General features: G+C 45.5%; 28 protein-coding genes. 27 read left to right on the top strand and 1 reads right to left on the bottom strand.

Going from position 1 to position 24,402, the window contains the following annotated elements; all coding sequences use genetic code 11:
* Window positions 1–141 precede the first annotated feature (141 nt).
* From atpF to P3L57_RS18355, 6 genes are all read left to right on the top strand, one after another.
* Window positions 142–654: a F0F1 ATP synthase subunit B gene (gene atpF / locus P3L57_RS18380; protein ID WP_024123166.1), complete on the top strand. Its 513-nt coding sequence runs from the start codon at window positions 142–144 to the stop codon at window positions 652–654.
* On the top strand, window positions 651–1,196 hold the full coding sequence (locus P3L57_RS18375; RefSeq protein ID WP_024123165.1) for a F0F1 ATP synthase subunit delta: 546 nt from the start codon (window positions 651–653) through the stop codon (window positions 1,194–1,196). The genes atpF and P3L57_RS18375 overlap by 4 nt, the downstream gene beginning before the upstream one ends.
* A gap of 16 nt (window positions 1,197–1,212) precedes the next feature.
* Window positions 1,213–2,721 carry a F0F1 ATP synthase subunit alpha gene (gene atpA, locus P3L57_RS18370; RefSeq protein ID WP_044159727.1) on the top strand — a complete coding sequence of 503 codons (1,509 nt, stop codon included), beginning with the start codon at window positions 1,213–1,215 and terminating at the stop codon, window positions 2,719–2,721.
* A gap of 76 nt (window positions 2,722–2,797) precedes the next feature.
* The gene (atpG, locus tag P3L57_RS18365) at window positions 2,798–3,658 is read left to right on the top strand and encodes an ATP synthase F1 subunit gamma (RefSeq protein WP_010332230.1); all 861 of its coding nucleotides are present in this window, start codon (window positions 2,798–2,800) and stop codon (window positions 3,656–3,658) included.
* Window positions 3,659–3,683: 25 nt separating this feature from the next.
* A complete protein-coding gene (gene atpD, locus P3L57_RS18360) occupies window positions 3,684–5,105 on the top strand; it encodes a F0F1 ATP synthase subunit beta (protein ID WP_024123162.1) in 1,422 nt (473 codons plus the stop codon).
* Window positions 5,106–5,128: 23 nt separating this feature from the next.
* The gene (locus tag P3L57_RS18355) at window positions 5,129–5,527 is read left to right on the top strand and encodes a F0F1 ATP synthase subunit epsilon (RefSeq protein WP_010332228.1); all 399 of its coding nucleotides are present in this window, start codon (window positions 5,129–5,131) and stop codon (window positions 5,525–5,527) included.
* A 34-nt stretch (window positions 5,528–5,561) separates the two neighbouring features.
* On the opposite strand, the gene P3L57_RS18350 is transcribed toward P3L57_RS18355, so the two are convergent.
* Window positions 5,562–6,035, bottom strand: coding sequence for a hypothetical protein (locus tag P3L57_RS18350; protein WP_044159725.1), 474 nt, complete (start codon window positions 6,033–6,035; stop codon window positions 5,562–5,564).
* 177 nt (window positions 6,036–6,212) lie between these two features.
* On the opposite strand from P3L57_RS18350, the gene P3L57_RS18345 reads away from it, so the two are divergent.
* From P3L57_RS18345 to P3L57_RS18245, 21 genes are all read left to right on the top strand, one after another.
* A complete protein-coding gene (locus tag P3L57_RS18345; RefSeq protein WP_024123158.1) occupies window positions 6,213–6,443 on the top strand; it encodes a DUF1146 family protein in 231 nt (76 codons plus the stop codon).
* Window positions 6,444–6,586: 143 nt separating this feature from the next.
* Window positions 6,587–7,327 (top strand): YwmB family TATA-box binding protein, encoded by a 741-nt coding sequence (locus P3L57_RS18340; RefSeq protein WP_024123157.1) that lies wholly within the window; start codon window positions 6,587–6,589, stop codon window positions 7,325–7,327.
* A 33-nt stretch (window positions 7,328–7,360) separates the two neighbouring features.
* On the top strand, window positions 7,361–8,671 hold the full coding sequence (murA, locus tag P3L57_RS18335; protein ID WP_024123156.1) for a UDP-N-acetylglucosamine 1-carboxyvinyltransferase: 1,311 nt from the start codon (window positions 7,361–7,363) through the stop codon (window positions 8,669–8,671).
* A 193-nt stretch (window positions 8,672–8,864) separates the two neighbouring features.
* The gene (gene spoIID / locus P3L57_RS18330; RefSeq protein WP_059292354.1) at window positions 8,865–9,896 is read left to right on the top strand and encodes a stage II sporulation protein D; all 1,032 of its coding nucleotides are present in this window, start codon (window positions 8,865–8,867) and stop codon (window positions 9,894–9,896) included.
* A gap of 424 nt (window positions 9,897–10,320) precedes the next feature.
* On the top strand, window positions 10,321–11,004 hold the full coding sequence (locus P3L57_RS18325; protein ID WP_024123154.1) for a vWA domain-containing protein: 684 nt from the start codon (window positions 10,321–10,323) through the stop codon (window positions 11,002–11,004).
* A gap of 322 nt (window positions 11,005–11,326) precedes the next feature.
* Window positions 11,327–12,001, top strand: coding sequence for a vWA domain-containing protein (locus P3L57_RS18320; protein ID WP_044159718.1), 675 nt, complete (start codon window positions 11,327–11,329; stop codon window positions 11,999–12,001).
* Between the two features lie 90 nt (window positions 12,002–12,091).
* Window positions 12,092–12,253, top strand: coding sequence for a hypothetical protein (locus P3L57_RS18315; RefSeq protein ID WP_044159716.1), 162 nt, complete (start codon window positions 12,092–12,094; stop codon window positions 12,251–12,253).
* A gap of 100 nt (window positions 12,254–12,353) precedes the next feature.
* Entirely contained in the window at window positions 12,354–13,160 is an 807-nt protein-coding gene (fdhD, locus tag P3L57_RS18310) for a formate dehydrogenase accessory sulfurtransferase FdhD (protein ID WP_044159713.1), read from the top strand.
* Entirely contained in the window at window positions 13,157–14,182 is a 1,026-nt protein-coding gene (gene moaA, locus P3L57_RS18305; RefSeq protein WP_069486797.1) for a GTP 3',8-cyclase MoaA, read from the top strand. Before fdhD ends, moaA begins: the two co-directional genes overlap by 4 nt.
* Window positions 14,183–14,386: 204 nt before the next feature.
* Window positions 14,387–15,520 carry a response regulator aspartate phosphatase gene (locus tag P3L57_RS18300; RefSeq protein ID WP_044159709.1) on the top strand — a complete coding sequence of 378 codons (1,134 nt, stop codon included), beginning with the start codon at window positions 14,387–14,389 and terminating at the stop codon, window positions 15,518–15,520.
* 197 nt (window positions 15,521–15,717) lie between these two features.
* Entirely contained in the window at window positions 15,718–16,197 is a 480-nt protein-coding gene (locus tag P3L57_RS18295) for a hypothetical protein (protein WP_024123147.1), read from the top strand.
* A 73-nt stretch (window positions 16,198–16,270) separates the two neighbouring features.
* Window positions 16,271–16,459, top strand: a complete 189-nt coding sequence (locus P3L57_RS18290; protein ID WP_024123146.1) for a stress response protein CsbD — start codon at window positions 16,271–16,273, stop codon at window positions 16,457–16,459.
* 199 nt (window positions 16,460–16,658) lie between these two features.
* Window positions 16,659–17,915: an urea ABC transporter substrate-binding protein gene (gene urtA, locus P3L57_RS18285; protein ID WP_069486799.1), complete on the top strand. Its 1,257-nt coding sequence runs from the start codon at window positions 16,659–16,661 to the stop codon at window positions 17,913–17,915.
* A gap of 32 nt (window positions 17,916–17,947) precedes the next feature.
* Window positions 17,948–18,850 carry an urea ABC transporter permease subunit UrtB gene (gene urtB, locus P3L57_RS18280; protein WP_044159705.1) on the top strand — a complete coding sequence of 301 codons (903 nt, stop codon included), beginning with the start codon at window positions 17,948–17,950 and terminating at the stop codon, window positions 18,848–18,850.
* Window positions 18,851–18,861: 11 nt separating this feature from the next.
* A complete protein-coding gene (urtC, locus tag P3L57_RS18275) occupies window positions 18,862–19,932 on the top strand; it encodes an urea ABC transporter permease subunit UrtC (protein ID WP_044159704.1) in 1,071 nt (356 codons plus the stop codon).
* Window positions 19,907–20,656: an urea ABC transporter ATP-binding protein UrtD gene (urtD, locus tag P3L57_RS18270; protein WP_069486800.1), complete on the top strand. Its 750-nt coding sequence runs from the start codon at window positions 19,907–19,909 to the stop codon at window positions 20,654–20,656. The genes urtC and urtD overlap by 26 nt, the downstream gene beginning before the upstream one ends.
* Complete coding sequence (urtE, locus tag P3L57_RS18265; RefSeq protein WP_069486801.1) at window positions 20,653–21,354, top strand: urea ABC transporter ATP-binding subunit UrtE; 702 nt, start codon at window positions 20,653–20,655, stop codon at window positions 21,352–21,354. The genes urtD and urtE overlap by 4 nt, the downstream gene beginning before the upstream one ends.
* 98 nt (window positions 21,355–21,452) lie before the next feature.
* A complete protein-coding gene (gene ureA / locus P3L57_RS18260; protein ID WP_024123140.1) occupies window positions 21,453–21,770 on the top strand; it encodes an urease subunit gamma in 318 nt (105 codons plus the stop codon).
* Window positions 21,767–22,141, top strand: a complete 375-nt coding sequence (ureB, locus tag P3L57_RS18255) for an urease subunit beta (protein WP_024123139.1) — start codon at window positions 21,767–21,769, stop codon at window positions 22,139–22,141. The genes ureA and ureB overlap by 4 nt, the downstream gene beginning before the upstream one ends.
* The gene (gene ureC / locus P3L57_RS18250) at window positions 22,138–23,847 is read left to right on the top strand and encodes an urease subunit alpha (protein WP_069486802.1); all 1,710 of its coding nucleotides are present in this window, start codon (window positions 22,138–22,140) and stop codon (window positions 23,845–23,847) included. Before ureB ends, ureC begins: the two co-directional genes overlap by 4 nt.
* A 133-nt stretch (window positions 23,848–23,980) precedes the next feature.
* Entirely contained in the window at window positions 23,981–24,382 is a 402-nt protein-coding gene (locus P3L57_RS18245; RefSeq protein WP_024123137.1) for an Rrf2 family transcriptional regulator, read from the top strand.
* Window positions 24,383–24,402: the final 20 nt, after the last annotated feature.

The following is a 24,402-nucleotide window of genomic DNA, read 5'->3' as shown; positions in this document are numbered from 1 at the left end:
TAAAAATGGCGAAGATCATTCCAAGAGAACCTTCGCCATTGCTTTATGTCTGATAAGCATCCCGCCTTGCCGGCTGAAAAGAGACAAGTGCGGCTGCTGGATCAGCAAAGAAAAACCTGCAGAAGGGAGTTGCCGTAGTAGATGTCTCAATTACCACTTGAACTAGGACTGTCGTTTAACGGCGGAGATATCCTGTTCCAACTGTTAGCTATGTTAATTTTATTAGCGCTTCTGAAGAAATACGCTTTAGGGCCGCTATTAAACATAATGAAACAGCGTGAAGATCATATCGCTGGAGAAATTACGTCTGCTGAAGAAAAAAATAAAGAAGCGCAGCAGCTTATTGACGAGCAGCGCGCTATGTTAAAAGAAGCAAGACAGGAATCCCAAACGCTTATCGAAAACGCGAAGAAACTGGGAGAGAACCAAAAAGAAGAGATTATTCAGGCTGCGCGTGCAGAATCTGAACGTCTGAAAGAAGCAGCCAGAACTGAAATCGTGAAGGAAAAAGAACAGGCGGTTTCTGCTCTCCGTGAGCAAGTAGCGTCTCTTTCTGTCATGATTGCGTCGAAAGTGATCGAAAAAGAACTGGATGAACAGGCTCAAGAGAAATTGATCCAGGACTATCTTAAAGAGGTAGGAGAAAGCCGATGAGTGGATCAGCTGTCTCTAAACGATATGCATCAGCTCTTTTCGATATTGCCAATGAGTCCTCTCAGCTCAATCAGGTAGAAGAAGAGCTAAAAGTTGTAAAAGAAGTATTTCAAAATGAAAAAGCGCTAAATGATGTGTTAAACCATCCGAAGGTGCCGGGCGCAAAGAAAAAAGAACTCATCCAAAACGCTTTTGGATCTTTATCACAGTCCGTGCTCCATACGATTTTTCTTTTGATTGACCGTCACCGGGCATCAATTGTGCCTGATCTCACAGATGAGTTTGTGAAACTCGCAAACGAGGCCCGTCAAACAGAAGACGCGATTGTATATTCAGTTAAACCGCTGACGGATGCGGAAATTTCATCATTATCACAAGTGTTTGCAAAAAAAGCCGGAGTCGCTTCACTGAGAATCAGAAATGAAGTGCAGACGGATTTAATAGGCGGCATTAAAGTCCGCATTGGAAACCGGATTTTTGACGGCAGCGTAAGCGGAAAGCTTCAGCGCATTGAACGTCAACTTGCCGGGGAAAATCGATAGAAGGGGTGAAACCTAAGTGAGCATCAAAGCTGAAGAGATTAGCACGCTGATAAAACAGCAAATACAAAATTATCAATCTGAAATTGAAGTTCATGACGTAGGTACAGTCATCCAAGTCGGTGACGGTATCGCTCGTGTACACGGTCTTGACAACTGTATGGCCGGTGAACTTGTTGAATTTTCAAACGGCGTTTTGGGTATGGCTCAAAACCTTGAAGAATCAAACGTAGGTATCGTTATCTTAGGACCTTACACAGAGATCCGTGAAGGGGACGAAGTAAAAAGAACAGGCCGCATCATGGAGGTTCCTGTCGGTGAAGAATTAATCGGCCGTATTGTGAACCCGTTAGGTCAGCCGGTGGACGGACTTGGCCCGATCCTCACAAGCAAAACACGTCCGATCGAAAGCCAGGCACCTGGTGTTATGGACCGTAAATCCGTTCATGAACCGCTTCAAACTGGTATTAAAGCAATTGATGCACTGATTCCGATCGGCCGCGGCCAGCGTGAGCTGATCATCGGTGACCGTCAAACAGGTAAAACATCTGTTGCGATCGATTCGATCTTAAACCAAAAAGACCAAGACATGATCTGCGTATATGTAGCGATCGGTCAAAAAGAATCTACAGTCCGCGGCGTAGTAGAAACATTGCGTAAGCACGGCGCGCTTGATTATACAATTGTTGTAACGGCGTCTGCGTCACAGCCGGCACCGCTTCTGTACCTTGCTCCGTATGCAGGGGTTACAATGGCAGAAGAATTTATGTACAATGGCAAGCACGTTCTTGTTGTATACGATGATCTTTCTAAACAAGCGGCTGCTTACCGTGAGCTGTCCTTGCTTCTTCGCCGTCCGCCAGGCCGTGAAGCGTTCCCGGGGGATGTATTCTATCTTCATTCCCGTCTGCTTGAGCGTGCAGCAAAGCTTAGCGACGCGAAAGGCGCAGGATCAATTACAGCTCTGCCGTTCGTAGAAACTCAAGCCGGAGATATCTCAGCGTATATCCCGACAAACGTTATATCCATCACCGACGGACAGATCTTCCTGCAATCTGATTTGTTCTTCTCAGGCGTACGCCCAGCGATCAACGCCGGATTGTCTGTATCACGTGTCGGCGGTTCCGCGCAAATCAAAGCGATGAAAAAAGTATCAGGAACATTGCGTCTTGATCTTGCATCATACCGTGAGTTGGAAGCATTCGCTCAATTCGGATCTGACCTCGACCAAGCGACTCAGGCGAAACTGAACCGCGGTGCGCGCACAGTTGAAGTACTGAAGCAGGATCTGAATAAGCCGCTTCCGGTTGAAAAACAGGTAGCCATTCTTTATGCGCTGACAAAAGGATATCTTGATGATATTCCTGTAGCGGACATCAGACGTTTTGAAGAAGAGTACTACATGTACCTTGACCAAAACCATAAAGAGCTGCTTGACGGAATTGCAAAAACAGGGAACCTTCCTGCTGATGAAGACTTCGCTGCTGCAATCGAAGGCTTCAAACGCACATTTGCACCAAGCAACTAACTCGAATGCTGATGAGAGAAAAAGGTTCTCTTTTTCTCTCTTTTTACGCAAATGAAGAGAAAAGGTGGTGAAATCTTTGGCCTCATTACGCGATATTAAGTCAAGGATCACGTCAACGAAAAAAACGAGCCAGATTACAAAAGCCATGCAGATGGTATCTGCAGCTAAGCTGAATCGTGCTGAAAACAATGCAAAATCATTTGTGCCCTATATGGATAAGATCCAAGAGGTTGTATCAAATGTCGGAAAAGTATCCGGCAGCGCGAAACATCCGATGCTTCTCAGCAGAGAAGTGAAAAAGACGGCATACCTCGTTATTACATCTGACCGCGGTCTTGCTGGCGCTTTTAACAGTTCGGTTTTACGAAGTGCTTATCAGGCCATTCAAGAACGTCATCAGTCTAAGGATGAGTATGCAGTGATCGTTATCGGACGAGTGGGCCGTGATTTCTTTAAAAAACGCGACATTCCGATCATTTCCGAGTTAACAGGACTTGGAGACGAAGTGTCGTTTTCAGAAATTAAGGACCTTGCCCGTCAAACGATTCAAATGTTTATAGACGGTGCATTTGATGAATTGCACCTTGTATATAACCATTATGTCAGCGCCATTTCTCAAGAAGTGACGGAGAAAAAACTTCTGCCGCTATCTGATTTGGGCGGCGGCGGAAAAAGAACGGCGTCTTATGAATTTGAACCGTCTGAAGAGGAGGTTCTGGAGGTTTTGCTTCCTCAATACGCAGAAAGCTTAATCTTCGGTGCGCTTCTTGACAGTAAAGCAAGTGAACATGCTGCAAGAATGACGGCGATGAAAAACGCGACAGACAATGCGAAGGATCTTATCGATTCACTTTCGCTTTCTTACAACCGCGCTCGCCAAGCAGCGATCACACAAGAAATTACGGAAATTGTCGGCGGAGCAGCCGCTTTAGAATAGAAAGATTTTGTCAGGAGGGATAGCGATGAAGAAAGGACGCGTTAGCCAGGTATTAGGACCAGTTGTCGACGTACGTTTTGAAGACGGTCACTTACCTGAAATATATAATGCGATTAAAATTTCACAGCCGGCTGGAAGTGAAAACGAAGTAGGTATTGATTTAACGCTTGAGGTCGCTCTTCATTTAGGCGATGACACAGTCCGTACAATCGCAATGGCATCTACGGATGGTGTTCAGCGCGGAATGGAAGCTGTCGATATGGGAGCGCCGATTTCAGTTCCGGTTGGTAATGTGACACTGGGCCGTGTATTTAACGTACTCGGAGAAAATATTGATTTAAATGAGCCGGTTCCTGCAGATGCGAAGAAGGACCCGATTCACAGACAGGCTCCTTCATTTGATCAGCTTTCAACAGAAGTTGAAATCCTTGAAACAGGAATTAAAGTTGTTGACTTGCTTGCTCCATATATCAAGGGCGGTAAGATCGGATTGTTCGGCGGTGCCGGTGTAGGTAAAACCGTATTAATCCAGGAATTGATCAACAACATCGCGCAAGAGCACGGCGGTATCTCTGTATTCGCCGGCGTAGGAGAGCGTACTCGTGAAGGGAACGACCTTTTCTACGAGATGAGCGACTCTGGCGTAATCAACAAAACAGCCATGGTATTCGGACAAATGAACGAGCCGCCGGGCGCACGTATGCGTGTTGCACTGACAGGTCTTACAATGGCTGAGCATTTCCGTGATGAGCAAGGACAGGACGTACTGTTCTTCATCGATAACATCTTCCGTTTCACACAAGCGGGTTCAGAGGTTTCTGCCCTTCTTGGCCGTATGCCTTCTGCGGTTGGTTATCAGCCGACGCTTGCAACTGAAATGGGTCAGCTTCAAGAGCGTATCACGTCTACAAACGTTGGATCCGTTACATCTATCCAGGCGATCTACGTGCCTGCCGATGACTACACTGACCCGGCGCCGGCAACGACGTTCGCTCACTTGGATGCGACAACAAACCTTGAGCGTAAGTTAACTGAGATGGGTATCTACCCTGCGGTTGATCCGTTGGCTTCTACATCACGCGCCCTCGCTCCAGAAATTGTCGGAGAAGAGCATTATGCGGTAGCCCGTGAAGTTCAATCAACGCTTCAGCGATACAAAGAGCTTCAGGATATCATTGCGATTCTCGGTATGGATGAATTGAGTGACGAAGATAAACTTGTCGTTCAACGCGCACGCCGCATTCAGTTCTTCCTTTCTCAAAACTTCCACGTGGCTGAACAGTTCACTGGACAAAAAGGTTCTTACGTGCCTGTAAAAGAAACGGTTCAAGGTTTCAAAGAAATCTTAGCCGGCAAATACGACCATCTTCCTGAAGATGCGTTCCGTCTTGTAGGCCGTATCGAAGAAGTTATTGAGAAAGCAAAAGAAATGGGTGTAGAAGTTTAAACTGGTCCTAGGAGGGTAAAAGCATGAAGACCGTTCAAGTCAATATCGTTACTCCCGACGGCCCAGTATACGATGCGAATATCGAAATGGTGAGTGTGAGAGCCGAAAGCGGCGATCTCGGTATTTTGCCAGGTCATATTCCAACCGTGGCTCCTCTTAAAATCGGCGCTGTTCGTCTGAAAAAAGACGGACAGACTGAATTGGTTGCCGTCAGCGGCGGATTTATAGAAGTACGTCCTGATCAGGTGACCATCCTTGCCCAAACTGCTGAGACAGCGGAAGGCATCGATAAAGAGCGCGCTGAAGCTGCACGTCAGCGGGCGCAGGAGCGTTTGAATTCTCAATCAGATGATACTGACATTCGTCGGGCTGAGCTTGCATTACAGCGGGCTTTGAACAGATTGGATGTAGCAGGGAAATAATAAAAAAATCCTTCTCATTAAGAGAAGGATTTTTTTATGACTGCACAAGAGAATCAAACAGTGACAGCAGCGGCTGACTCTCTTTTTGACGCAAGTATAAACGGTCACAGCAATTCACGGTATGCCATGATTTACGGTGCCTTCTAAAGCCCATTGTATAAGCCCCGTCTGTATACGGATAAGGCTTTACGATCCATTCGGCATCTTCGTGATGGGCAATCACACAATCTATAAGATAAACACTGATCATCTTCTCGAATTCTTCAATAGGAAGATTCCAATCAGCAAGCAAAAGCTCTTGTATGCTTTGAAAATAAAGATGTTCAAGTTCTTCGAGGCTTTCTCTCGTTTGGGTGAGAGAAATGTTATAAAACTGACACAATTCATTCAGTTCTTCAATCTGTGACTGTCTATAATCATAATAGAATGCAATTGCTTCCCATTCCTGCTCAAATACAGGCAAGTCCTCACCATATTGCTTTTCAGGCTGAAAAAATGAATGATTCATAATTGCCAGCTCCTTTCCAAAAAAGTATACCATGCAAAAGAGCCGCTGTTTAAGCGGGGATTAGCCCTAGTTTTGGATGAATATTCCGTTCTGTATAAAATGTATCATCTTTATCTCTTCTTCTTATATAATAAGAAAGGGTATAAAGCGGAGAATGGATGAAAGGAGTGCGTATAGATGAGTGTATTGGGACAGCAGGCTGCAATTGGCATTATCGTTCACTTGATTTTTATCGCGGTCACTTGGTGGGCGCTGCAAGCCGTCAATATTGATCCGTTAATCAGAAAAGGCAAAGTCCTGCAGGCAAGACTTCTAATGATTTTGCTGACCATTGCAATCGGAACGACTGTCGGAAACTTCTTTTTGGATTACCTTAATTATTCACAGCAGCTTCCCTATTTATTTTGATAGGTTTTGATTGCCGAAAACATGGGAATGGCTGGGGAAGCGGGTTAAATCGCTTCCTGTAATCACGCGAGTTTTGACGAAGAATTCCACGTATGGCACCCCTTGCCTCCGGTAAAACTGGAGATTAGGGGGGAGAGATCATAATGAAGAAAAAACAAGTAAGCTATGCTATTATAGTATCTGTTGTATTAAGTTTCGTCATTGCTGTTTTCCATACGATTCATGCGAGTGAGTTAACGCCATTAGCACAAATTGCAGAGGGAATGGAACGCCAGAATGTGTCAATTGATAAGTGGACTTTGCATGCAAAACAAAATATGTCTCTGACCGAAAAAGAATTTTATCAAAAAGTGCAACGTTTAAAATCAGAGTATCGTCAATATAATTGGGCACTTGCACAGGAAGACCAAATAGTAAAGGCCATTGGCACGTATACTGACAAAAAAAATCATACTTCTTTTAAACTGCAGCTTGTCACAACCCTCAAAAAACACAACCCAACTTCGTATTTATTATATGAGCAAATGAGTCTTGAGACACCGATTAGCTGGAATGATACATATGAACAGTTTGAACGGCAGGCACTCGGGATATTCCAAGAAAAAGTAGTTATTTTTACTTGTCTAAATGGTCATTTAGATGATAATATGGATATTGTTTTGCAAAAAAAAGCAAATCAGTTATTAAATGAATTTCAAGCAAGATCTGTTGAACATGTAGTTGAGCCAAGTTTCGTTTCTATTTCTGCGTATACAGATGAGTGGAAAGAGTCTATCATGACCTCAGAACATAAAATGAATTTGCAAATTGCACTTAGAAGTGCAGGAATGGGCGGAAAACATATCGTTACGGTTGGCACACCAATCGTTACGACTGAATATTAATATAGAGAATTTAGGGACGCGGAGGGGAATACCTTGGAAAAAATCATCGTCCGCGGCGGTCAAAAGTTAAACGGCACAGTCAAAGTTGAAGGCGCTAAAAATGCCGTTTTACCAGTTATCGCTGCATCTTTATTAGCAAGTGAAGAAAAAAGCGTAATTTGTGATGTACCTACGCTCTCCGATGTATATACAATTAATGAAGTGTTGCGTCATTTAGGAGCAGATGTGCATTTTGAGAATAATGAAGTCACTGTAAATGCTTCATACGCTTTGCAAACTGAAGCACCTTTTGAATATGTGCGTAAAATGCGTGCGTCTGTGCTTGTCATGGGGCCGCTTCTTGCGCGTACAGGTCATGCAAGAGTAGCGCTTCCAGGCGGATGTGCAATTGGATCTAGACCAATAGACCAGCATTTAAAAGGTTTTGAAGCAATGGGCGCAGAAATTAAAGTCGGTAATGGCTTCATTGAAGCTGAAGTAAAAGGCCGTCTGCAAGGCGCAAAAATCTATCTGGATTTCCCAAGTGTGGGAGCAACAGAAAACCTGATTATGGCAGCTGCTTTAGCTGAAGGAACAACAACGCTTGAGAACGTGGCGAAAGAGCCTGAAATCGTTGATTTAGCAAACTATATCAACGGCATGGGCGGAAAAATCCGCGGAGCGGGCACCGGCACCATTAAAATTGAAGGAGTCGACAAGCTTCACGGCGTAAGACACCATATTATACCTGACCGTATTGAAGCGGGCACATTCATGGTTGCCGCTGCAATCACTGAAGGAAATGTTTTAGTTAAAGGAGCGGTTCCTGAACACCTCACTTCTTTAATCGCAAAAATGGAAGAGATGGGTGTTACGATTAAGGATGAAGGAGAAGGCCTTCGTGTGATCGGTCCGAAAGAACTGAAACCGATCGACATTAAAACAATGCCTCACCCTGGATTCCCGACTGATATGCAGTCACAAATGATGGCGCTTCTGCTTCGTGCAAGCGGCACAAGCATGATTACGGAAACTGTTTTTGAAAACCGTTTTATGCATGCGGAAGAATTCCGCCGTATGAATGGTGATATCAAGATTGAAGGTCGTTCTGTGATTATTAACGGCCCTGTACAGCTTCAAGGAGCTGAAGTTGCAGCTACTGACTTGCGTGCAGGCGCAGCGTTGATTCTTGCGGGGTTAGTGGCTGAAGGTCATACACGTGTTACTGAACTGAAACACTTAGACCGCGGTTATGTTGATTTCCATCAGAAGCTTGCCGGTCTTGGCGCAGACATCGAACGTGTAAACGATGAGTCTGCTTCTGAGCAAGAAAGCAAAGAAGTTGTCTCAGACTTAAACGCATAAAGGATTGAAAATCAGTATGTCATTCTGGCATACTGTTTTTTTATTTTTAGTGTATTATCATCATTATGCGCAAAATAGCAAAAAAGAATACGTAAATGACAAATAAAGTTTCTGTCCAAAAGGAGAGTCATATTAGCTTGTCCCTGCCCATAGACTAGACTAGAGTCGAATCCCGAGCAGGAGGCAGCTGAATATGAAACAATTCGCAATCACACTATCCGTACTATGTGCATTGATTCTCTTGGTCCCCACACTCTTAGTGATCCCGTTTCAGCATAATAAAGAAGCCGGGACCAGAGGAGAATCAGGAAAGACAGCAGTCAACACGATACAAGAATCAAAAGGAGCGGAAACATTGAAAGCATCGCCTGTTTCTATTCCAGTCTATCGAACCGCCAATCAATCCGTAGAAGATATTCCGCTTGAAGAGTATGTCATCGGAGTCGTCGCCTCCGAAATGCCAGCTACCTTTGAACCTGAAGCGCTGAAGGCTCAGGCTCTCGCCGCAAGAACGTTTATTGTCAGACTGATGGTTTCAAATTCTGCAGTAGAGGCCCCTAAAGGCTCGCTGGTGGATGATACTCAGATGTTTCAGGTGTACAAAAGCAAAGCGGAGCTGAAGAAACAGTGGGGCGCAGATTATGAAGCAAAGCTGAAAAAAATCACAGATGCGGTTGCCAGTACGCAAGGCAAAATCTTAACGTACAACAACCAGCCGATTGAAGCCTCCTTTTTCTCCACAAGCAACGGCTATACAGAAAATGCGGAAGCATATTGGACAAGTGCCATTCCTTATTTAAAAAGCGTTAAAAGCTCTTGGGATAAAAAGTCTCCGAAGTATAAGGCCACCAGAACCTTTACAGTGGCGCAATTTGAACAAAAGCTTGGCGTCCAGCTGAATGGGTCAAATACAATCGGAAAAATTACCGGAGAGACACCGGGCCATCAGGTGGCAACAGCCGTCATTAACGGCAAGACGCTGAAAGGAAGGGACATACGCGAAAAGCTTGGCCTCAATTCAGCTGATTTTGAATGGAAACGAAACGGAGACACCATTACCATTACCACAAAAGGCTTTGGCCACGGTGTGGGAATGAGCCAGTATGGAGCCAATTTTATGGCGAAAGAGGGCAAAACAGTTGATGAGATTGTGAAGTACTATTATCAAGGAACACAGGTTTCAACCGCCGATTCGTTTTTAAATAAATATATGGCGAAGAAATAAAAAGACGCTTCATAAAGCGTCTTTTTTGCCGTTTTTAAGCGTATATTCTGTTCCTTAGTCTATTTTTATGTAAGAGCGGTTAAAGACCTTCTAAAGGCCGCCTGCGTATTTTACAGCCTATATGATGATGAGGGAATCAGTTCCTTTTTCATATTTGCTGACACTGAGATTGTGGTAAAGTAATCCACATTGATCGACAGACTTCGGCAGACTCATATAACGAAAGGCGAAAGGCGGACAATCATGATTTTTCATCCTGCTGTTAGGCGGAAATCACTAATAAAAACAAAGGTTTCTATGCAAAAGTAAACAGCGGCAATGGGGAAGCCCGCCCTATTTATTTCTCTGTTTTTGTCGATTACGATTAGTTATGTTCAGCGTTGAACATCTGCTCGCAGAAACAAACTTGAAAAGGGGCACGAACATGAAAAAAAGATTTTCACTGATCATGATGACAGGATTGCTATTTGGACTGACGTCACCTGCTTTTGCTGCTGAAAAAACAGAACCGAAGGCTGAAGCTCCGGCAAACGTGGCGGTTTTGCTAGATGCTAGCGGAAGCATGGCGAAAAGAATAGACGGTGTATCTAAATTTAATTCAGCCAAAAAAGAAATTTCAAAGTTTGCAAGCTCACTGCCTGCGGACACTCAAGTGAAAATGAGTGTGTTTGGTTCAGAAGGAAACAATAAGAATTCCGGAAAAGTTCAATCATGCGAAGCCATTCGCAACGTATACGGTTTCCAAAGCTTTAACGAACAGAGCTTCCTCAATTCTCTTAACACAATCGGGCCGACTGGCTGGACACCGATCGCAAAAGCGCTGAACGAGGCAAAATCTTCTTTCGATCAGCTTGATGCAAAAGGAGAAAAAGTCGTTTACCTGCTAACAGACGGTGAGGAAACATGCGGCGGCAACCCGATCAAAACAGCAAAAGAACTTCATAAAGACAATATCACAGTAAATGTCATTGGATTTGACTATAAAGAAGGGTATAAAGGCCAGCTGAACGCAATTGCTAAAGTGGGCGGCGGAGAATATTTCCCTGCTTATACGCAAAAAGATGTTGAGAAAATTTTCACTCAGCAATCACTGATGTTATCTAAATAAGAAAAAAAGAGGCTGAAAGGTCAGCCTCTTTTTTGTTTTTAACAAAACGTTCAAAAGTAAGCAGCTGCCCGCCTGTAGCATAGTAGCAGATTTCAGCTTTTCTCTCCTGATCACGGAGAAGAAAGAATGAATGGTGTCACATTCTTTCTATATTTTTTGGGCGGAAATGGCTAAAAAATATTGAGGTTTCCAGCGATTTTGAATAGAGAGTGAAAGGGAGATAAGAGGCAGCTTGCCCTATATCATTTTGTGGTTTCATATTCTAGCATAAAGAAGTATCCAACAAATGGTTGGAAAATATGATAAAGAAAGGAAGTTGAACATGAAAAAATTACTGACTGCCGGTATTATTGGACTGTTGACTGTCTCCTTTGCGTCCCCGTCTTTTGCAGCTGAGAAAAAAGCCGACACGAATGTAGCTGTCCTGTTTGATGGAAGCGGAAGTATGGTTCAAAAAACAGGAGGAGAACGAAAAATAGACATTGCCAAAAAATCTGTAAAGTCTTTTGCCGAGCTGCTTCCTGAGGATACAAATCTGATGCTTCGCGTCTTTGGACATGCGGGAAACAATAAACTTTCCGGAAAGGCTCTTTCATGCAGCACAACAGAAACGATTTACGGCCTCCATCCATATGAAGGAACGCTCTTTGACCATTCATTAAGCGGCGTCAAACCGACCGGCTGGACGCCAATTGCCAAAGCGCTTTCTGATACAAGAAAAGAATTTGAAGCGTTTGATGCAGACGGGAAAAACGTGGTGTATTTAATCACTGACGGTGAAGAAACATGCGGCGGAAATCCTGCTGATGAAATTGAAAAGCTTCGTGAAGCGAATGTAGATACGATTGTAAATATCATCGGCTTCAACTTTGATGTGAAAGGAAACGCGGAAATGAAACAGGCGGCTGTTGCTGGCGGCGGAGAATATATTTCAGCTGACAGCGCGGAAGAATTTGAGCAGGCCTGGGAAAAAGAAGCACAAAAATTTACTGAGTAACCGAATGAAAAGGCGCTCCCCCAGGCGCCTTTTTCTATTGGTTTAAAAACAGGGCCGGCGGGAATGATACCCGTAAAAGGGGTGGAAAACATGAGATTGTTAGGACTGATATTCCTTATAGCCGCCGTGGCCTTTATATTGCTCGGTGTTTTTCTGAAACTGGCAGCTTTCTTTTTTGTCAGCATGCTCACTTTGATCGCAGCTCTTGTGCTGTTTATGATCCTGAAAAAGAATCAGCATAATCAAACGTAGAGTCCTTTAGAATGGGCTCTTTTTTTTATAACAGGATTCGACAAAATCTGAGGAGTGTGAAAAAATATAAAGGCAGGAACATTGCGGAGGGGAAGAGACATTGAACGATAAAGTAACTGCGGTCAGGGAGATATGGCGTTATGAACAAGGGGAAATGAGCAGGCAAACCGACCGAATGGTGACAGAATATCCGTTGACGGTGATGGTGAACGGCAGTGAGTTTGTCACGCTCGTTTGCACGCCGGAGCATATCAAAGAGCTCGTCATCGGATTTCTCGCATCTGAGGGCGTTATTCGATTTCAAAAAGAGATTAAAAGGTTTACAATAGATGAAAGTCTCGGTTTTGTGTATGTCGATCTCATTCATCCTGAGACATTGGATCAACAGGAATATACAAAACGGGTAATCGGCTCGTGCTGCGGAAAGGGCCGCCATTTTTATTTTCAGCAGGATGTCAAAACCGCCAAGACGGCTGTCAGCCAAATGAAGATTTCGCCTGAATCTTGTCTGGCGCTCATGAAAGACATGCAAAAAGGGAGCGGGACATTTCAGGAGACGGGAGGCGTGCATAATGCGGCGCTTTGCGATACGGAGAAAGTGCTTTTGATGCGCACAGATATCGGCCGTCACAACGCGCTTGATAAATTATACGGACATTGTCTGCTGAATGGGATGTCCGTCCGCGATAAACTGATTGTCTTCAGCGGAAGGATCTCATCAGAAGTGCTGTTAAAAGCGGCAAAAATCGGCGTGTCGATTGTGATTTCAAAATCGGCCCCGACAGAGCTTGCGATTCAAATGGCAGAAGAATTAAATATTACAGCGATCGGTTTTGTGAGAGACGGATCTTTTAATGTGTATACACATCCCGAGAGAATTGAGGGACAGGAGGGGCTGCAGCAATGAATACAGAATCTCGCCAGATGTTAGATAAAAGGAACAGACCGCTCAGAGACCTTCGCATTTCTGTTACAGACCGCTGCAACTTCCGATGCACGTACTGTATGCCAGCCGAGTTATTCGGCCCGGATTATCCTTTTTTAAAGAAAGAGGAGCTGCTTTCATTTGAGGAATTGGAACGGCTTGCGACACTGTTTGTCACCAGGTTCGGAGTGGAGAAAATCCGCTTGACCGGCGGAGAGCCGCTCATGAGAAAGGACATGCCCGAATTAATCAAAAAATTGGCCCGCATTCCGGGTCTCCGTGATATTGCGATGACGACAAACGGGTCGCTGCTGCCTGTTTATGCCGAGAAGCTCAAAGAAGCCGGTTTGAAACGGGTGACCATCAGCCTTGATTCATTAGAGGACGAGCGCTTTAAAATGATCAACGGGCGAGGGGTTTCTGTCAGCAAGGTGCTTGAAGGCATTGAAGCGGCGAAACAAGCAGGGCTCGGCGTTAAAATCAACATGGTCGTCCAAAGGGGCGTCAATGAAAAAGATATTCTGCCTATGGCGCGGTATTTTAAAGAAAAAGGGCATATCTTGAGATTCATCGAATTTATGGACGTCGGCAACACCAACCAATGGGAAAAGAAAGACGTCATGACAAAGGCGGAAATCATTGATGTAATCAATGAACACATGCCTGTTGAGCCGATCGCGCCTAATTATAAAGGGGAAGTTGCTTCAAGGTTTCGCTACTTGGACGGATCTGGCGAAATCGGCGTGATTTCTTCTGTATCTGATGCGTTCTGCGGCTCGTGTAACAGGGCCCGCCTGTCTGCGCGCGGTGAGTTGTTTACTTGCCTGTTTGCTTCAAGCGGATATGACCTCAGAGCGCCGGTTCGGCAGGGATTAAGTGATGGCGAGCTGACAGCGATGATTGGCACAGTGTGGAAGAATCGGATAGACCAATATTCAGTTGACCGGACTCTTTCAAAAGCTGCGGGCAAAAAGAAAGTGGAAATGTCTTATATTGGCGGTTAATATGATAAAAGCTTATCGGCTAAGTCGTCCGGTAAGCTTTTTTGTGTCAAAAACTGTAATGCGAAAAAAGTGCAAAAAATCCAATCAGAAACCGAAAAATATAAGGATAGGCAAAAAGAAGGAATCACTGGAAGAAATTTTAATTCCAAAGCCATACAATATGATAAAATATAACCACTAGTTCATAGAAAGGGTTGGAGAGGCATGGCCGCTTACGAGATCCCGTCATCTCAAGTAGGAGTAAAAATCAATCAGTGGTATAAGCACATTTTAGCATTTCAAGTGGCTGATGCCGTTCAGCTGAAGGAAGAGATTGATCATGATATAGAACATATGGAAGAGGATCAGCTGCTTCTGTTGTACTATCAGCTGATCAGCTACCGTCATCAAATTATGCTTGATTATGTAAAGCCCGACCTGCACGAGGAATCTCAGCTCCAATATCGTGAATTGATCGAGAGGCTGGAAAGCAGCAAGGACAGCATCTCGGGATTATCTGAGTATTATTTTCATTTGTTCAGAGGGATGTATGAATTTGAACAGAACAATTATATCTCAGCCATATCTTTCTATCGGAAAGCTGAGAAAATGCTTGCGTTTGTAGAGGATGATATTGAAAGAGCGGAATTTCATTTTAAAGTAGCGGAAGTATTTTATATTATGAAGCAGACCCACTTTTCCATGAATCATGCGATACAGGCGCTTGAGACCTACAAGGCTCATGATTTTTACAGGGTCAGAAGAATTCAATGTCATTTTGTCATATCAGGGAACTATATAGACTACAGAAATTATGAAAAAGCGCTCGAGCATCTCGATGACGCTTATCGTTTGGCTTTACTGGAAGGACAGCCCCGCTTGATCGGATCAGCCCTCTACAACATGGGGAACTGTTATGATGAAAAAGGAGAACTGGACCAGGCGGCCGCATTCTTTGAAAAAGCGCTTCCTGTCTTTGAGGAACACCAGCTGGAGCAGCTCCCGAAAGCGCTGTTCAGCTTAACGCGTGTACTCTTCAAAAAACAGGCTGAACAGGCGGCTATGCATTATTATGAAAAAGGGATTGCCATCGCCCGAAAACGAAACGACAGCTTCAGTCTGGAAAAATATAAATTTCTGCAGGCTCTATATGTGGAATCCGTTAATATGGATATGATTCAAGAGGTATTTGATTATATGGAAGCCAAGTCCCTGTATGTGTATATTGAGGAATTTGCTCTGGATGCGGCTGCATATTCCAGCCTTCATGAAAACTATAAAGATGCGGTGTTTTTCTATGAAAAAGCGGTCAGCATGAGAGCGCTGATCCTGAAGGAAGACTGTTTATATCAAGTGTAAGACGAAACCATCTGATGCCGGATGGTTTTTTTATACAAAAAAAGGGGAGCATCGGGACGTTTATTTCCGTGGAGAACAGGAAAAATCGCTACATACTGTTTTTGAACACAAACGAATGGAAAGCCGCGATTTTGTAAACAGAGAAATGGCGGAGTGCATATGTGTTGTTGTTTATGACAAGCGTGAGGGGGAATTCAATGTTTGGATTTGATGATATGGTGAAGTTTCTATGGTCTTTCCTCATCGTTCTGCCGCTTGTATCTATTATACATGTTGCCGGGCACAGCTTTATGGCTTTTGTTTTTGGCGGGAAGGGTTCATTGGATATCGGGATGGGCAAAAAACTGTTTAAGATTGGGCCGATACAGGTCAGAACCATTTATTTTATGGATTCGTTTTGCCGGTACGGTGAGCTGAAGATCGACAACCGATTCTCACACGCACTTGTTTATGCCGGAGGCTGCCTGTTTAACTTAATAACCATTTTCGCAGTGAATTTGCTCATTATACACAGTGTATTGGAGCCAAATGTGTTTTTCTATCAGTTTGTCTACTTTTCTACGTATTATGTGTTTTTTGCCCTGCTGCCGGTCCGTTACTCAGAAAATAAATCATCTGACGGGCTGGCGCTCTACAAGGTGCTCCGTTACGGAGAGCGTTATGAAATCGATAAATAATATTCAAATGTTTACCGTTGCTCAGATCGGGAAGGTAACAAGTACACACTTAAATGAAGGGAGAGAATGACACATGGGTAACGATAGTGTAAAAGATAAAATGAAAGGCGGCTTAAATAAAGCCAAGGGAGAAGTGAAGGATAAAGTCGGAGATATGACTGACAAAACGGACATGCAGGCTGAAGGCAAAAAAGATAAGGCAAAAGGCGAGGTCCAAAAGGGTATCGGTGAAGCGAAGGATAAATTCACAGATAAAGATTAATCAGATCGGCAAGGCAAGAAACATTGTTTCTTGCCTTTTTTTATGTGAATAAATATAACAAAAAAGACAATCGATTTGGTTAAAGTATCTAAATTTTTTAAATATTCTTTAAAGTAATGTGCCTATTCTATATAATAAATGACATAAGTTGTTAAGTTTTATAACATCAGTTGGCGGAATCAGAAAAAGGAGGTTCTGAATGAAAAGCAAAGGGGTTAGAATACAGGCTGTCTTTCTGATGTTTCTTATTACGATTCTGATCACGGGATGTACGGCGCCGAAGAAAGTGTCGGAAGCCAGCGGAGATGCGAAAAAAACAGTTGATATTGACACAAGCGGGGATTCAGTGAAGGTTGGGATTCTTCACTCATTAAGCGGGACAATGGCAATCAGCGAGGTATCCGTCCATGATGCAGAGCTGCTGGCTATTCACGAAATCAACCAAAAAGGCGGCGTTCTCGGCAAAAAGCTTGAACCCGTCGTGGAGGACGGGGCTTCTGACTGGCCTGCATATGCCGAAAAAATGAGAAAGCTGCTTCAGCAGGACAAAGCGGCGGCTGTATTCGGAGGATGGACATCAGCGAGCCGCAAAGCGATGCTCCCGGTTGTGGAGCAAAATAACGGGCTGCTGTTCTATCCGGTACAATACGAAGGCATGGAGTCATCACCTCATATTTTTTATACCGGAGCAACGACGAATCAGCAAATCGTGCCGGCTGTCGATTGGCTGCTGAAGAATAAAGGCAAGACATTCTTTCTGATCGGCTCGGATTATGTGTTCCCGAGAACAGCCAATAAAATTATTAAATCACAAGTGAAAGCTGCTGGGGGAGAAGTTGTTGGTGAAGAGTATACGCCGCTCGGCCACACGAATTACAGTACGCTGGTCAGCAAAATCAAAGAAAAGCAGCCGGATGTGATTTTTAACACATTAAACGGCGACAGCAACGTGGCATTTTTCAAACAGCTGAAAGATGCGGGCGTGACAGCTGATGATATTCCTGTCATGTCGGCGAGTGTCGCAGAGGAAGAAATTCGGGGGATCGGGACAGATGCACTAAAAGGGCATTATGCGGTGTGGAATTACTTCCAAACAACAAATACAGCAGAAAATCAGACATTCGTGAAGAATTATAAAAAGCAGAACGGAGATAAGAGGGTGACCAGTGATCCGATTGAAGCCGGCTATAATGCGGTGTATCTCTGGGCGGCAGCCGTTGAAAAAGCCAAGTCCTTTGAGATCGATAAAGTGAAGAAAGCGGCTGACGGGATTACATTTAAGGCCCCGGGCGGCACAGTGAAAATCGATGGGGATACACAGCATCTTTACAAAACAGTTAGAATCGGGCAAATCACGGGGGATGGACAGTTTAAAGAAGTATGGAACTCAGGTGATCCGGTAAAACCTGATCCGTATTTAAAAACGTACGACTGGGCAAAGGGGTTATCTAAATAAATCAAAGCCATTTGCGGGAGAGGAGGCGGAACATGTCTGTTGTCGTGACTCAATTATTTAACGGGATCAGTCTCGGTTCTATTTTGATTCTCATTGCGATTGGATTGGCCGTTACATTCGGTTTGATGAACATTATGAATATGGCGCACGGTGAGCTGATGATGGCGGGAGCCTACACGACATATGTTATTCAGCAGCTGTTTTTAAGCTATTTGCCGGCTTCTCTCTTTTCCTATTACTTTTTTATTGCGGTCATCATGTCGTTTACAGTTGCGGCATTGCTTGGCATTGTCATTGAAAAAGTGATTATCAGGCGATTATATGACCGTCCGCTCGACAGCCTTTTGGCAACATGGGGGGTAAGCTTGATCCTTCAGCAGGCGGCCAGATCGATTTTTGGCGCGCCGAATGTCGCTGTTCAGTCTCCTGAGTGGCTGTCGGGAGGAGTGACGCTGTTTTCGGTCACCTTTCCATATAAAAGGCTGTTTATTTTGGCGCTTGTTCTTTTTACGCTTGCGCTGCTGGGATTCTATTTGTTTAAAACTCCGGCGGGGCGGAGGATGCAGGCTGTTACACTGAACCGGAGTATGGCATCCTGTCTTGGTGTATCTGTGAGAAAAACAGATACATTGGCTTTTGCGCTCGGAAGCGGGCTGGCCGGTATTGCTGGGAGCTCACTCACATTGCTCGGGTCAATCGGGCCTACTCTCGGTTCGTCTTATCTGGTCGATGCTTTTATGATCGTCATTTTAGGCGGGATAGGAAAATTAAAAGGAACGATTATCGGGGCTGTGATGGTCGGATTACTCAGCACATTTGTAGAGTATTCGACAAGCGCCACCATAGCCAAGGTTGTGGTGTTTGCGTTTATTATTCTCTTTCTGCAATGGCGGCCTTCGGGTCTCGCAAGCGTCAGAACGAGATTACTTGATTAGGGGGGTGCCGGATGAAGCGGTTTTCGCAATTCAGTCCGTATGTTGTGATGTTTGCCCTTTTTATCGCCGCTCCGTTCTTTCTTCAGGAGTTTCGATTGGGGCTGTTGGCGAAGTTTTTATGCTTTGCGATTGTGGCGGTCGGCATTTGCCTGATTTGGGGATATACAGGCATTTTGAGCTTGGGGCACGGCGTCTTTTTCGGATTGGGCGCCTACTGCATGGCGATGTATTTAAAAATAGAAGCCTCACCGTCCGGCATTCCTGATTTTATGGAGTGGGCGGGTGTCAGCGAACTGCCGTGGATCTGGGCTTTGTTCAGGCACCCTTTCGCTGCAATTGCGGCGGCTGTCGCTGTGCCTGTGCTACTGGCGTTTCTGCTCGGCTATTTTACGTTTCGCAACAATATAAAGGGAGTTTATTTCTCTTTGATATCACAGGCTGTCGTCGTTGTGGCGGTCACACTGTTCATCGGCAGCCAGGAAATCACCGGTGGCACCAATGGACTTACCAGCTTCTATACGATTTTTCAATATTCTCTGGCTGATCCTGCCTTGAAGCAGATCCTGTATTTTGCCACAGTCTTTTTTCTCGGCCTTACTGTTGTGTTCGCTTTGTTTCTTACGAGAAGCCGCTTTGGCCGGCTTTTGCAGGCGGTTCGCGACGGAGAGAACAGGGTGCGTTTTTTCGGTTATCATTCCACCGTTTTTAAAGTGTTTATTTACTGTGTGTCCGCTGCGATGGCGGGAATTGCCGGAATGCTGTTTGTGCTTCAGGACGGGATGATCTCGCCGGAAATGATGGGCATCATCCCTTCGGTGGAAATGGTGCTGTGGGTGGCGATCGGCGGCAGGCACTCCATTTTCGGAGCTGTGCTGGGCGCGCTGTTAACGAACGGCATGAAAAGCTATTTAAGCGAATATTATCCTGACATTTGGCTGTATTTCCTCGGTGCGCTGTTTATGATCGTCGTGCTTTACTTGCCAAGAGGGATTGTCGGACTGTTTGAAAAGCTTGGAACCCAGCTTTCCTTCGCTAAAAAGAAAGGAGCGGCTGCATATGAAACCGATACTTATCTGCCGTGACGTGAAGGTTCAGTTTGACGGGTTTTGGGCGCTGCAGGGGGCAGATATCAGTGTGCAGGAACGTGATATTCACTTTTTGATTGGGCCGAATGGCGCCGGGAAAACAACCATGCTGGATATCATTTGCGGGAAAACAAAGCCGCATTCGGGCGAGATTGTGTTTCAGGAAACGGCTGAACTGACAAAGGTTCCGGAATATCAGATCGCCAAAATGGGCGTCGCCAGAAAGTTTCAGGCTCCGAGTGTCTTTTCGCAGCTGACCGTGTTTGAAAATATAGAGCTTGCCATGAAGCAGAAAAAAACGATTCTCTCTCTGCTGATGGCTCGTATGACAAGAGAGCAGCGTGGCAGGGTGACAGACATCCTGAAGCTGATCGGATTAGAAGAGAAGCGGGATGCAGAAGCCGGCAGCCTGTCACACGGGCAGAAACAATGGCTCGAAATCGGCATGCAGCTCGCCATGGAGCCGAAGCTTTTGCTGCTGGATGAACCGATCGCCGGTATGACGGGAAAAGAGCGTGATAAAACCGGGGCTCTCCTTGAGGAGATTGCCAAAACGTGTTCCGTTTTAATTGTGGAGCACGATATGGAATTTGTCCGCTCGTTTTCCAAAAAAGTCACGGTGATGCATGAAGGGAGAGTGCTTTGTGAAGGATCGATGGATGAGATTACAAGCAATGAAGAGGTGGCAGCGGTGTATCTAGGAAGGAGCGGAGCGTCATGATAGCGGTCAGTAATGTGACATCCGGTTACGATCAATCCATGGTTTTGCATAACCTCAGCATGGAGGTCCGCCCCGGGCAGATCGTCGCTGTATTAGGCCGAAACGGAGTCGGCAAATCCACTTTGATGAAAACGATCATCGGCTTGATCCCGGCCAAACAGGGACAGATCCGTTTTCATCAAACGTTTGTTCAAAACGAAAAGACGGAAAAACGGGCAAGAGCTGGAATTGCGTACGTGCCCCAAGGGAGAGACATCTTCCCCGCTTTAACCGTTCGCGACAATCTTTTGCTCGGAGAAGAACCGCTTCCTAAGAAGGAGCGGAGAGAGCGGATCAAGGAAGAGATCTTTCAGTGGTTTCCTGTTTTGAAGGATATGCTCGACCGGAAAGGCGGCGATTTAAGCGGAGGACAGCAGCAGCAGCTTGCGATTGCCAGAGCGCTAATGGGGAATCCGAAAATTATTTTACTTGATGAACCAATGGAAGGAATTCAGCCCTCAATTATCGAACTAATCAGACAAGTTATCGTAGAAATTTCCAGAAAAAAAGACATTTCTGTTGTTTTAGTCGAGCACAGTCTGGAAAACGCGTTAACATGTGCTGACTACCTTTATGTGATCGACAGGGGAACGGTTGTCGACCATGGAAAGGCCGATGAAGAAACGGCTCGCCGTTTTGAAAGGCATCTCACCGTATGATCAGCCTTGTGAGAAAGGGAGGTGATGGCCCGCCTGCATGTTCCGCAAATTCGCAGTAACCGCATCCGCTTTATACGACAAAAGAAGGAGGACCTAAGATGAAACTGACACCGGTTGAACAAGAGAAATTGCTCATTTTTGCAGCGGGGGAATTAGCCAAACAGCGAAAGGCGCGCGGCGTTCTGCTGAACTATCCCGAGGCTGCCGCTTATCTCACCTGTTTTATCATGGAAGGCGCGCGTGATGGAAAGGGAGTGGCGGAGCTGATGGAAGCCGGCCGCCATGTATTGACTGAAAAAGATGTCATGGAGGGCGTGCCTGAGATGCTGGACAGCATTCAGGTGGAAGCTACATTCCCTGACGGAGTGAAGCTTGTCACAGTACACCAGCCGATTTCTGCGGAGGTGAAGTCATGAAGCCGGGAGCATTTCAGATTGCTGAGGGGACCATTACGATTAACGAAGGCCGCCAGACACGGGAGATAGCGGTGAAAAACACCGGATCACGTTCCATTCAGGTCGGTTCACATTTTCATTTTGCGGAAGCCAATGGTGCGCTATCGTTTGACCGCGAACAAGCCATCGGCATGCGTATCGACATTCCGTCAGGCACATCGGTCCGTTTTGAGCCAGGTGAGGAGAAAACGGTCACGCTTGTTGAATTCAGCGGACGAAAAACAGTAAGAGGACTGAACGGAATGGCCGATACGTATATCGATGAACGCGGCAAAGAAAAAACGTTAGCCAACTTAAAGAAAGCCGGCTGGATGGAGGGTGTGATTCGATGAAAATGTCACGGGAGCAATACGCGGAGCTGTTTGGTCCGACAACGGGCGATAAAATCAGATTGGGCGATACGGACTTATGGATTGAAGTCGAAAAGGACTTCACTGTTTATGGTGAAGAAATGATCTTTGGAGGCGGAAAAACGATCCGTGACGGCATGGGCCAAAACGGCAGCATCACAGGAAAAGACGGCGCTTTGGATTTGGTGATCACCAACGTCGTGTTATTGGATTACACAGGTATTGTTAAAGCGGATGTCGGTGTAAAGGACGGCCGGATCGTGGGTGTCGGAAAAAGCGGCAACCCCGATATCATGGACGGGGTCGATCCGCATATGGTCATTGGTGCGGGTACAGAGGTGATCTCCGGTGAAGGCAAAATTTTAACGGCTGGAGGAGTGGATACGCACATTCACTTTATTTGTCCTCAGCAGATGGAAGTTGCGCTTTCTTCAGGAGTCACGACTCTTCTTGGAGGCGGAACGGGACCTGCTACAGGAAGCAAAGCGACAACATGTACGTCAGGTGCATGGTATATGGCAAGGATGCTGGAAGCGGCTGAGGAATTTCCGATCAATGTCGGCTTCTTAGGAAAAGGGAATGCATCCGATAAAGCGCCGCTGATCGAACAGGTGGAAGCCGGCGCCATCGGCCTGAAGCTTCATGAAGACTGGGGCACGACGCCAAGCGCTATCAAAACGTGTATGGAAGTTGTGGACGAAGCCGATATTCAAGTCGCAATCCATACGGATACGATCAATGAAGCGGGCTTTCTGGAAAACACGCTTGACGCAATCGGAGATCGGGTGATTCATACATATCACATTGAAGGAGCAGGCGGGGGCCACGCTCCGGATATTATGAAGCTCGCCTCTTACGCGAACATTCTGCCGTCATCCACAACGCCGACAATTCCTTACACCGTCAATACGATGGATGAGCACCTTGACATGATGATGGTCTGTCACCATTTAGATGCGAAGGTGCCCGAGGACGTGGCGTTCAGCCATTCCAGAATCAGGGCTGCGACGATTGCGGCAGAGGACATTCTCCATGATATCGGCGCGATCAGCATGACATCATCGGATTCCCAAGCGATGGGACGTGTTGGCGAAGTCATTATCCGCACTTGGCAGGTGGCTGACAAAATGAAAAAACAGCGCGGCGCTCTCATTGGAGAAAACGGAAACGATAACGTACGTGCGAAACGCTACATTGCCAAATATACAATTAATCCGGCAATTACTCACGGCCTCAGCCATGAAGTCGGTTCTGTAGAAAAAGGAAAGCTCGCTGACCTTGTCCTGTGGGATCCTGTATTTTTCGGCGTGAAACCGGAATTGGTCTTAAAGGGAGGCATGATAGCACGCGCGCAAATGGGGGATCCCAACGCGTCTATCCCGACTCCGGAACCGGTATTCATGCGCCAAATGTATGCTTCCTATGGTAAAGCCAACCGCTCAACTTCCATCACATTTATGTCCCAGGCGGGCATTGAAAGCGGTGTGGCGGAAAGGTTAGGGCTGGAAAAAAGAATTTCTCCTGTGAAAAACATCCGCAAGCTGAGCAAGCTGGATATGAAATTAAACGCTGCTTTGCCGAAGATTGAAGTCGATCCGAAAACGTATCAGGTCTTTGCAGACGGAGAAGAACTGTCCTGTCAGCCTGTCGATTATGTTCCGCTGGGACAGCGATATTTCTTATTCTGACAAGACACGGCCGGAGTGCATCCGGCCGTTTTATTGACTAAACGGATGCGCAAGAAGCGCAAATTTAGTGTATATTATATGTTGACAAACGAATTAAATGTAACTATTATAGTTACAACGGTGGTGAAAAAACATGATTAACAGCCGTCTTGCTGTCGCCATTCATATTTTATCTCTCATTTCGATGGATGAAAAAGCGTCTTCGGAAATCATCGCTGACAGTGTCAACACCAACCCGGTTGTTGTAAGAAGGATGATCAGCCTGCTGAAAAAGGGCGATATTCTCACATCACGCGCCGGGGTGCCGGGCGCGAGCCTCAAAAAAGATCCGGCTGATATTTCTCTTTTAGAAGTATATCGGGCTGTTCAAAACCAAGAGGAACTATTTGCGGTTCATGAAAACCCGAACCCGAAGTGTCCGGTAGGCAAAAAAATTCAGTGCGCGCTGGATGAGACATTTGAAAGTGTGCAAAAAGCGATGGAAAATGAGCTGGCAAGCAAGTCATTAAAAGATGTAATGAATCATCTCTTTTGATCAAAAGGGATGACTTCTCA

Source organism: Bacillus sp. B28 (assembly GCF_029536185.1).
Taxonomy (GTDB): Bacteria; Bacillota; Bacilli; order Bacillales; family Bacillaceae; genus Bacillus; species Bacillus halotolerans.
This window is presented reverse-complemented; position numbering and strand designations above follow the sequence as displayed.